The organism is Streptomyces sp. NPDC047982 (genome assembly GCF_043204165.1).
Classification (GTDB): Bacteria; Actinomycetota; Actinomycetes; order Streptomycetales; family Streptomycetaceae; genus Streptomyces.
In genome coordinates, this window is sequence record NZ_JBIDBS010000031.1 from 50,916 (window position 1) to 60,694 (window position 9,779).

Consider the following 9,779-nt stretch of genomic DNA (forward strand, 5'->3'; position numbering starts at 1 on the left):
CGTTAGACAGCTGGCGGTGGGGGTTCCTGGCCCCTGGTGCTGGACATCCCTACATCCCTGAATCTTGACGTGAAGAGATATCCAGCGGTCAGGCTATCCGACCCGGAACCTTCCGGCCGTTCGGCCCCCTGTGGCGCCCCGCACACGTTGTCGCACTTTGCTCACCAGGTCGCATCCGCCGCTTCCCCGCGCAGGGGCTACCCCGGCCCCCTGTGCGCGCGGCGCGCCCGTGTCGCTCGTGCGCATCCGTGGGGCGCGTACGCCTCCTCGTGGACCGGATGCGTACGTGTACGCGTCCACGTCACGCGCACGGGTTCGCCCGTCACGCGCACGAGTCGGCCCCTCGCTCGTACGCGTCGGCAAAAGGTTCGTAGGCGTGTGAAGGTCCGCTCGTACGCCCTGGGCCGCCGTCGTACAGGAGTCGTTCAGAACAGGGCCGACACCGTTGCGCGGCGATCACACCGTGGCGGAATGGTCACTTCCGTGCCACAAGCCCCAGGGCTCCCTTGAACCGCTCTTCGCCGTCCACGAGGCTGAAGCCAGGACGGGGCAGGGCCACTCAAGTCGCCACCATGCGGAACGTGAGTTCCGGTGGCTCGCCTCCCTCGGTGTCCGTCCCTCCTCGGGGGAAGGGACGGACGCCACGCACACGGCGCCGCCCATGGAGGCGGCGCCGCTGTCGTACGGGCGGGAATCAGCGGATCGTGAAGTGGACCGCTTCCTCCAGGAACGGGATGTCCAGCCACGGCTTGGGCTGGGCCACCAGCGCGAGCATCACGATGAGGAAGCCGAGGAGGCCGTACGTCACCAGGTCGGTGAAGCGGGAGCGGACCGCCAGCATGCCGACCGACGGGACCACGAGCCGCAGCACCGCGCCGCCGATGAGGGAGGCGCCGATCAGGAGCGTGCCGACCCGGAACGCCTGGGCGAAGGGGTCGACGGCCACGATCAGTAGCCCGATGCCGGCCACACAGAGCACCGCGAGCAGCGGCCACTGCCGGGCCGGCGCGGGCGCGTCCCCGGGCGCGGCCCGGCCACCGCCCTCGGGGCGCGCGGTGTCCCGGGTGAACAGGGGGAACCGCCGCGACGAACCGGAGCCGCCGGGCGCGGCACCCGCTGCCGTGCCGGTCGGTTCGCTGCTGGAGCCCGGGACGGGACCGGACCCCGGGACGGGACCGGAATCAGCAGCAGGGCCGGAAGCGGAGCCGGAGGCGGATCCAGAACCGGAGGCAGATCCAGAGCTGGAGGCGGAGCCGACGTCACCGCCCTTGTTCGACTCGGCCCGGTTCGACTCGGCCCGGTTCGACTCGGCCCGGTTCGATGCGCCCTCGTCCGCCGTGGCGGCATCAGCCTCGGTGGCCGGGTCGGCCGGGCTCGTACCAGCACCCATGGGGTTCCTTCCGGATTCGGGTCCGCCGGGTCAGGCGGCGGCGGACGCGGCGCGCTCGGCCGCCTCGACCACGTTGACGAGCAGCTGGGCACGGGTCATCGGACCGACACCGCCCGGGTTCGGGGAGAGCCAGGCGGCGACCTCGGCCACGCCCGGGTGGACGTCTCCGATGATCTTGCCGTTCTCGTCCCGGCTGACGCCGACGTCGAGCACGGCCGCGCCCGGCTTCACGTCCTCGGGCTGGATGATGTGGGGCACCCCGGCGGCGGCGACGATGATGTCGGCCTGCTTGAGGTGCGCGGAGAGGTCACGCGTACCGGTGTGGCACTGGGTGACGGTGGCGTTCTCGGACCTGCGGGTCAGCAGCAGCGGCATCGGGCGGCCGATCGTGACGCCCCGGCCCACGACCACGACGTTCGCCCCGTTGATCTCCACGCCGTGGTGGCGGAGCAACTGGACGACACCCTGCGGGGTGCACGGCAGCGGACCCGTCTCGTTCAGCACGAGCCGGCCCAGGTTCGTCGGGTGGAGCCCGTCGGCGTCCTTGGCAGGATCCATCAGTTCCAGGACGCGGTTGGTGTCGATTCCCTTGGGCAGGGGCAGCTGCACGATGTAACCCGTGCACTCGGGGTCGGCGTTGAGCTCCCGTACGACGTCCTCGATCTCCTCCTGGGTGGCGGTGTCGGGGAGTTCGCGCTGGATGGAGCCGATGCCGACCTCCGCGCAGTCGCGGTGCTTGCCGTTCACGTACCAACGGCTGCCCGGGTCGTCCCCGACGAGCAGGGTTCCGAGGCCAGGGTTGATGCCCCGCGCCTTGAGGGCCGCCACGCGGACGGTGAGATCGGACTTGATCGCGGCTGCGGTGGCCTTGCCATCGAGAATCTGGGCGCTCATGTCCCCATACTCGCGGATGACCCCGCCCGTATACCAATTCCCGGTGGCCGGGAACAGCCGCCATGTCTCGCTTGAGCAACATCCAGCCATCCAGACTGGACAAACTTACATTTCATTTATAACGATGATGAGCGCTGTGCCGCAGTAGTACCGGGGGGCGGACCACAGACCTCTTCTTCCTCCGTGCGGCCGCATCGTCCCCATTTGCACGTTGGAGGAACTCCCCAGATGAGCTTCGGCGACCCGAACAACCCCTACGGACAGCAGCCCGGTCAGCCGCCGCAGGGCCAGCCGGGATACGGCTACCCGCAGCAGCCGGGTCAGCCGCCGCAGCCCGGTCAGCCGCCGCAGGGCCAGCCCGGATACGGCTACCCGCCCCAGCCCGGTCAGCCGCCGCAGGGCCAGCCGGGATACGGCTACCCGCAGCAGGCCCCCGGCACGATCCAGGCCAACAACGGCTTCATCAACGTGCCGAACCTGGGCACGGTCCAGATCGCCACGATGGGGCTGCGTCTCTGCGCGCGCCTGATCGACGGGGTGGCCGTCTTCGTGGTGTACCTGATCATCGGCGCGATCGGTCTGGCCGGCGCCGTGGGCCTCGCGAGCAGCGCTCAGGACTGCACCGCCGGGACCCCCGGCTACGACTCCTGCATCAACGACGCCGGCACCGGCTTCATCGCCACCATGTTCAGCATGCTCCTGATACTCGGCCTGATCACGCTGCTCTACGAGTGGCTGATGGTCTCGCTGGTCGGTGCGACGCTGGGCAAGATGGCCCTCGGCCTGCGTGTTGTCAAGGAGAGCACCGGTCAGAAGCCGGGCCTCGGTGCCGGTTTCATCCGCTACATCATTCCGATCGTCGGCGCGTTCCTCTGCTACATCGGCGCCGTCCTCGTCTACCTGTCGCCGTTCTTCGACAACTCCGGCAAGCTGCAGGGCTGGCACGACCGTGCCGCCGGCACGCTGGTGCTCAAGAAGCGCTGACGAAGCGCTGACGTCGGGAACCGACGTTCCGTGGGCGTGCCCGTGTGCCGGGCACGCCCACGCAGCCGAAGGGCCGGAACTCCTCACGGAGTTCCGGCCCTTCGCGCTCAGGCGCGCGACGCTCAGTGGAAGAAGTGGCGCGTGCCCGTGAAGTACATCGTCACGCCCGCCTTCTGCGCGGCCTCGACGACCAGCTCGTCACGGACCGAACCGCCCGGCTGGACCACGGCCTTCACACCGGCGGCGGTCAGGATCTCCAGCCCGTCCGGGAACGGGAAGAACGCGTCGGAGGCCGCGTAGGACCCGCGTGCGCGCTCCTCGCCCGCCCGCTCGACGGCCAGCTTCGCGGAGTCGACCCGGTTGACCTGTCCCATGCCGACGCCCACCGAGGCGCCGTCCTTGGCGAGCAGGATCGCGTTCGACTTGACGGCGCGGCACGCCTTCCACGCGAAGGCGAGCTCCTTCAGCTCGTCCTCGGAGAGCGCCTCACCGGTGGCCAGGGTCCAGTTGGCCGGGTCGTCGCCCTCGGCCTGGAGGCGGTCGGTGACCTGGAGCAGCGCGCCGCCGTCGATCGGCTTGACCTCGACCGGGGCGGTCGGGGCGTCGGGGCAGCGCAGCACGCGGATGTTCTTCTTGCGGGCCAGGACCTCGACCGCGCCGTCCTCGTACGCCGGGGCGACGATGACCTCGGTGAAGATCTCCGCGACCTGCTCGGCCATGGCCACGGTCACCGGACGGTTGACGGCGATGACCCCGCCGAAGGCCGACAGCGGGTCGCAGGCGTGCGCCTTGCGGTGCGCCTCGGCGACGTCGTCGGCGATCGCGATGCCGCACGGGTTGGCGTGCTTGATGATCGCGACGCACGGCTCGGCGTGGTCGTACGCGGCCCGGCGCGCGGCGTCGGTGTCCGTGTAGTTGTTGTACGACATCTCCTTGCCGTGCAGCTGCTCCGCCTCGGCCAGGCCGCCGGCGGCGGCGGTGTAGAGCGCGGCGGGCTGGTGCGGGTTCTCGCCGTACCGCAGGACGTTCGCGCGCTCGTACGTCGTACCGAAGAAGTCCGGGAAGCCCGAGTCGTCGGCGGCGGCGTAGTCTGCGGCGAACCAGGAGGCGACGGCGACGTCGTACGCGGCGGTGTGCTGGAACGCCTCGGCGGCCAGGCGCTTGCGGGCGGCGAGGTCGAAGCCGCCCGCCTTGACGGCGGCGAGGACGTCGGCGTACCGCTCGGGGCTGGTGACCACGGCGACCGACGGGTGGTTCTTGGCGGCGGCGCGGACCATGGACGGGCCGCCGATGTCGATCTGCTCCACGCACTCGTCGGCGGAGGCGCCGGAGGCGACGGTCTCCTTGAACGGGTACAGGTTGACGACGACGAGGTCGAACGGCTCCACGCCCAGCTCGGCGAGCTGTTCGCGGTGGGCGTCCAGACGCAGGTCCGCGAGGATGCCGGCGTGGACGCGCGGGTGCAGCGTCTTGACACGGCCGTCGAGGCACTCGGGGAAGCCGGTGAGCTCCTCGACCTTGGTGACGGGCACCCCGGCAGCGGCGATCCGCCCGGCGGTGGAGCCGGTCGAGACCAGCTCGACGCCCGCTTCGTGCAGACCGCGGGCGAGGTCTTCGAGCCCCGTCTTGTCGTAGACACTGACCAGGGCGCGGCGGATGGGCTTATTCACCGACATGACCGAGATGAACCTTTCGTCCCTCAATGCGATAGCCGTCGCGGGCGAGCCGCCGCACGGCCTCGACGAGCAGCTTGCGCTCGACTTCCTTGATGCGTTCATGGAGGGCCGCTTCGCCCTCCGCCGTGTCCTCTTCGGTCACCTCGACCACGCCCTGCGCGATGATCGGACCGGTGTCGACCCCGTCGTCGACGAAGTGGACGGTGCACCCGGTGACCTTCACGCCGTACGCGAGCGCGTCACGCACTCCATGGGCACCGGGAAAGCTGGGGAGCAGGGCGGGGTGGGTGTTGATGAACCGACCGCCGAACCGGGCAAGGAACTCCTTGCCCACGATCTTCATGAACCCCGCCGACACCACGAGGTCCGGGCGGTGCTCGGCCGTCGCGGCGGCGAGCGCCGCGTCCCACTCCTCGCGGGTGGCGTGGTCCTTGACCCGGCACACGAAGGTCGGCAGCCCGGCGCGCTCCGCCCGCTCCAGACCGGCGATGCCGTCACGGTCGGCACCGACCGCGACGACCCGCGCGCCGAAGCCCTCGGGGTCGTCACCGATGGCGTCGAGCAGGGCTTGGAGGTTCGTTCCGGAGCCGGAGACCAGCACGACCAGGCGGGCCGGTGCAGCGGAAGGGGGCGGGGAGGCCACGGCTGGGCCCTTTCTCGCGTGATGAAGCAGGCGGCATGAAGCAAGCGACGCTCAATTTGTATGGTCGTACGAAAGAATCGCGCCCCTCGATACGGGGAACTCTACGAACGGTCGACCGTCAGCAACGATACCGGGAGCCGTACGAGCCCCCTCGGGACGGGGTGAGGGACCGCGCATCCGTCCCATATCGGCCACCATCGGGCCCGGGGCGGACCGGGGTCGGTGCTCCGCCCGCACGGCGCCGCCACTCCCAGCTTTCCGCCCTTCCTGGCCGGGAGGTAGCGTCAAGGGACAGGGAACCGTCCGCAGGACGGAAATGACGAGATGGGGAAGACGTTCACCACATGACGGACCGACGCCGCCGCACTGCCTTCCACCACTCGCCGCAGCCGTTGCCCGGGCCGGCCTCACTGGTGCCGCTGCCGTCGCCCGTAGCGCCCTCTCCGTCGTCGTGGCCGCTCTCCGCGTCGGCCTCATCACCGTTGCTGCGGGAGCACCGGTCCCCCGCGGACTCCTCCCCGTCCTCCTCCGATTCCGCCGGGTCTGCGGGCTTCGCGGGCTCCGCGGGTTCCACGGCTTCTCAAAAGTCCGCCGGTCCCGCCGACGACAACCCGTTCGCCGCACCGCCCGAGAACCGCCCCGACCAGCCCTGGCAGCCCCGGCACCCCTCGAACGCCGACGACGGCCGCGGCGACGGGCGGCGGGGAGACGGAGGCCAGGGCGGCGGGTCGCCCGAGGGCAGTTCCTCCGGTGACCGGCCGTTGTGGGGCAGCCAGTGGAGCAACCGGCAGCCCGGTCGGCAGAGCGGCGGTTTCGGCGGACGGCCCGGGGGTCCGGGCGGCCCGAACGGCCAGGGCGGCCCCGAGGGCAACCCCGGCGGGCTGCGCTGGGATCCGACCGATCCGGTCCAGCGCCGAGCGCGCTACGCACTGCTCGGCGGCATGTGGGCGTTCTTCTTCGCGCTCTTCGACTTCCCGGAGATCGCCCTGCTGCTCGGCGCGCTCTCGGTCTACTGGTCGATCAGCGCGCTCCGGACCAAGCCGAAGGATCCCACCGCGACGGGAGGCGCCGGTGCCTCCCGCCCGGCCGCTTCCTCCGGCGCACCGGCCGCCGGCCCCCTCCAGGGGTCCGGCTCCGGGCACGTCCCGGCGCCCGGGTCCGCTCCCGGCTCCCCTGCCCCGGGCTACGGGCGCCAGCAGACCACGGCCGCGCTCAGCGGTCTCGTGACCGCCCTGCTCGCGCTCACGGTCGTCGCGACGACGTTCACGGTGCAGTTGGTCTACCGCGACTACTACACCTGCGTGAATGACGCCCTGACCAAGTCCGGCCAGTTGGCCTGCAACGATCTACTGCCCAAGCCGCTGGAGCCCATCTTCGGCATCAAGAACTGACCGTCGCCTTCAGGGGCGGCCCGCCTCACGGGTTTCCGGACGGCCCGGCGTCTCCCGTACGCCGGGCCGTCCGCGCGTGCCAGGGGTCGACCGGCAGGAAATCGTACGGCTCCGCGTCCTCGCCCTCGATCCCGTCCTCCCCGCCGACGGTCACCGGCCCGCGCGGCGTGGACGCGCGCGCGGAGGCCCGGCCGGCCCGAGCCGTTCCCGGGCGCGTCGGCGAAATCGACGCTTCGGTGGAGCCTCGACCGGCGGGCAGCCCCGCCGTCCGCGCCGTCCCCGCCTCCTCCGCCGCTCCTGTCGCCCCTGCCGTACCTGTTGTCCCTCTCGTCCCGGCCACCCCTGTCGCCCCTGCCGTACCTGCTGCCCCCGCTGCCTCTGCCTTCTCTGCCGCCCCTGCCGTACCTGCTGCCCCCGCTGCCTCTGCCTTCTCTGGCGCCCCTGCCGTACCTGCTGCCCCCACTGCCTCTGCCTTCTCTGCCGCCCGGGCCGTTCCGGCTGTCTCGTCCGCCCCTCCGGTCGCGTTCCGGCGACTTTCCCGGCCCCGTCCGCCGTTGCTCCCGCGCAGCCGCCAGGCCCGTAGCAACAGCGCCCCGGGAACAGCCAGCGCCGCCGTCCATGCCACGGCCGCCGCACCCGTCAGCCACCACACCGGGCCGAACGCCGCCAGCGTGCGGGTGCCGAGCGGGCCGCCCGCGGCGGCGGCCAGTACGGCCATGGCCAGCCCGCACCCCAGTGCCCCGAGCCCGGCCGTCAGCGCGGTCTCCCGTACACTCCACGCCTCCCCCGACCCGGCCTCCCGCCCGGCCCCGCTTCTGTCGTCGTCTCCGTCGCCGCCTCTGTCTCCGTCTCCGACTCCGACTCCGACTCCAGCGTGAACGGGGACCGTGCCCCGTACCGTGAACCAGGCGACCACCACCCCGGCGGCGACCGGCACCACCGCGACCGCCCAGTTCGGCATCGTCCCCGCCCCCTGGTCCGGTACCGCCGCCAGCAACGGGAAGACCGGCCGCGCCGGGTGTCCCGAGAAGGCCAGCGGGGTGACCGTGGACGCCGTACCGAGCGCGAAACCCGGGCCGAGCCCGTAAGCGGCACCCCACACAGCCGCGTTCGGAACCAGCACCAGTGCCAGCAACAGCACCGGGACCAGGTCCGCCCAGCCGCCCACGAGCTGCGCGAACGACTGCTGAGCGGCATCGGCATGCCTCACCAGCCCCACGGCGACGAGCAGCGCCCCGCCGCCCAGCAGCGTCACCACACCTGCCGCGGCGGACCGCCACACCGTCGCGGCGCGTACCCGGAACCGGGAGCGCGCCGACGTCTCGCGGACACGCACCGGCACCCAGGGCGGGAGCGGACAGACCGGGCGTCCGTACGCCGTCCACACCCCGGCCGCCGCGGCACCCGCCACCACCACGGCCGCGGGGAACAGGAGCGACACCGTGCGCACGGACGGCGAGCCGCCTCGCGCATAGAGCGCGACCGCCGCCACAACCACCGCGTACCCGCCGGTGACCAGGCCGAACGCGGCCATCGCCGATGGTGCGGCGCGCCCCTCCTCGGTCTCCAGGGCGTCCCGGGCCGCACGGTGCACCAGCCACACCGGCAGCAGGGCCGACAGCAGGGGGACGAGGCCGATCGGGGCAGGCGTCCCGTCGGGCGTGTCGGTCCTGATCAGCTCGGCACCATGGGCGAGCAGCCAGATCCCGGCCGCCGTGTGGAAGGCTCCGGAGGGACCGTCGTCGGGGCTCGGGGAACTGATCCACAGCACCATGACGAGCACGGTGAGCGCGCCGAGCCCCAGCCCGGCCGCGACCCATCCGCGCAGGAACGTGAAGACCAGCACGGCGAAGCGGCTCCGTCCTGCGGAGCGATCCGCGGATCGTTCCGCCGTCCGTCCCCCAGTCGCCCCCGCGGCCTGTCTCCCGGTCCGTTCCGCGCTCCGTCTCGCGGTTTGTTGCGCGCTCCGTCTCTCGGTCCGTCCCGCGGCCTGATCCGCGGCCTGATCCACCGACAACGGCGAGCTGTCTCCGGTCACTTGGGTCACGCCATCATGCTGCCAACGACACGCACTTATTCCGTGTAACGGAGAACAACCGCTGTGTCGCTCAATATACGTTTATGTACTCACTGACTCGGCGCAGGCCCACGAGGCTCCGTTCATGACGCCGACCCGGCCCCGCGCCACCCCCGAACCACCCGCCCTGCCCACCGTGCCCAGGCCCACCGTGTCCGAAGAAGGTGTTCGTGTTTCCGCCGAGCCGCGTGATGTGTCCAAGGCGGCGATCGAGGCGTTCGACACCCTGTACGCGCGCTGCGCGACCGCGCTCTTCCACCAGACGTTCCTGCTGACGGGGCGTCGAAGACTCGCCCTGGAGTCCGTTGCCCGGGCCTTCGCACTGGCCTGGGAGCGTTGGCCCGAGGTCGTGGCCGACCACGATCCGGTCGGCTGGGTGCGGGCGGCGGCGTACGAGTACGCGCTGTCGCCATGGCACCGGCTGCGCCGTACGCATCGCGCCGTCGACCCGCCGCCCGGCGAGCCCGGGGCACGGGCACTGCTCGACTCCCTGCTCGCGCTGCCCCCGTCGTACCGTCGCACGCTCGTGCTCCACGACGCCGTCGGCCTGACCCTGGCGGAGACCGCGGCGGAGACGGAGGCCAGCACCCCGGCGACGGCGAGCAGGCTGTTGACGCTCTCCCTCCTGGAGGAGGGAGATTCTTACGGCTCGCGCCGTGAGACTTCCTGTTTCATCGCCGACTGCCCGCCCGGAGTTCTCCGTTGAGGTCTTACACCAGCTCCA

8 protein-coding genes are annotated in these 9,779 nt (G+C 71.7%); 3 read left to right on the top strand and 5 right to left on the bottom strand.

Going from position 1 to position 9,779, the window contains the following annotated elements; all coding sequences use genetic code 11:
* Window positions 1-694: 694 nt before the first annotated feature.
* Together ACGF2V_RS29005 and ACGF2V_RS29010 are read right to left on the bottom strand one after the other, a co-directional pair.
* Window positions 695-1,390 (bottom strand): DUF3017 domain-containing protein, encoded by a 696-nt coding sequence (locus ACGF2V_RS29005; RefSeq protein ID WP_362710274.1) that lies wholly within the window; start codon window positions 1,388-1,390, stop codon window positions 695-697.
* Between the two features lie 30 nt (window positions 1,391-1,420).
* Window positions 1,421-2,284, bottom strand: a complete 864-nt coding sequence (locus tag ACGF2V_RS29010; RefSeq protein WP_362710277.1) for a bifunctional methylenetetrahydrofolate dehydrogenase/methenyltetrahydrofolate cyclohydrolase — start codon at window positions 2,282-2,284, stop codon at window positions 1,421-1,423.
* 228 nt (window positions 2,285-2,512) lie between these two features.
* On the opposite strand from ACGF2V_RS29010, the gene ACGF2V_RS29015 reads away from it, so the two are divergent.
* Complete coding sequence (locus ACGF2V_RS29015) at window positions 2,513-3,268, top strand: RDD family protein (protein WP_362710279.1); 756 nt, start codon at window positions 2,513-2,515, stop codon at window positions 3,266-3,268.
* Between the two features lie 122 nt (window positions 3,269-3,390).
* On the opposite strand, the gene purH is transcribed toward ACGF2V_RS29015, so the two are convergent.
* The gene (purH, locus tag ACGF2V_RS29020) at window positions 3,391-4,944 is read right to left on the bottom strand and encodes a bifunctional phosphoribosylaminoimidazolecarboxamide formyltransferase/IMP cyclohydrolase (protein ID WP_362710282.1); all 1,554 of its coding nucleotides are present in this window, start codon (window positions 4,942-4,944) and stop codon (window positions 3,391-3,393) included.
* A complete protein-coding gene (purN, locus tag ACGF2V_RS29025) occupies window positions 4,931-5,587 on the bottom strand; it encodes a phosphoribosylglycinamide formyltransferase (RefSeq protein ID WP_362630755.1) in 657 nt (218 codons plus the stop codon). The genes purH and purN overlap by 14 nt, the downstream gene beginning before the upstream one ends.
* 344 nt (window positions 5,588-5,931) lie before the next feature.
* On the opposite strand from purN, the gene ACGF2V_RS29030 reads away from it, so the two are divergent.
* Window positions 5,932-6,978, top strand: coding sequence for a hypothetical protein (locus ACGF2V_RS29030; protein ID WP_362710285.1), 1,047 nt, complete (start codon window positions 5,932-5,934; stop codon window positions 6,976-6,978).
* Between the two features lie 25 nt (window positions 6,979-7,003).
* Here the strand turns inward: ACGF2V_RS29030 and ACGF2V_RS29035 are convergent, their stop codons facing one another.
* Entirely contained in the window at window positions 7,004-8,824 is a 1,821-nt protein-coding gene (locus ACGF2V_RS29035; RefSeq protein ID WP_362710288.1) for a DUF6350 family protein, read from the bottom strand.
* A gap of 316 nt (window positions 8,825-9,140) precedes the next feature.
* Between ACGF2V_RS29035 and ACGF2V_RS29040 the strand changes: the two genes are divergently transcribed.
* A complete protein-coding gene (locus tag ACGF2V_RS29040; RefSeq protein ID WP_392913612.1) occupies window positions 9,141-9,761 on the top strand; it encodes an RNA polymerase sigma factor in 621 nt (206 codons plus the stop codon).
* The last annotated feature ends 18 nt before the right edge of the window (window positions 9,762-9,779 follow it).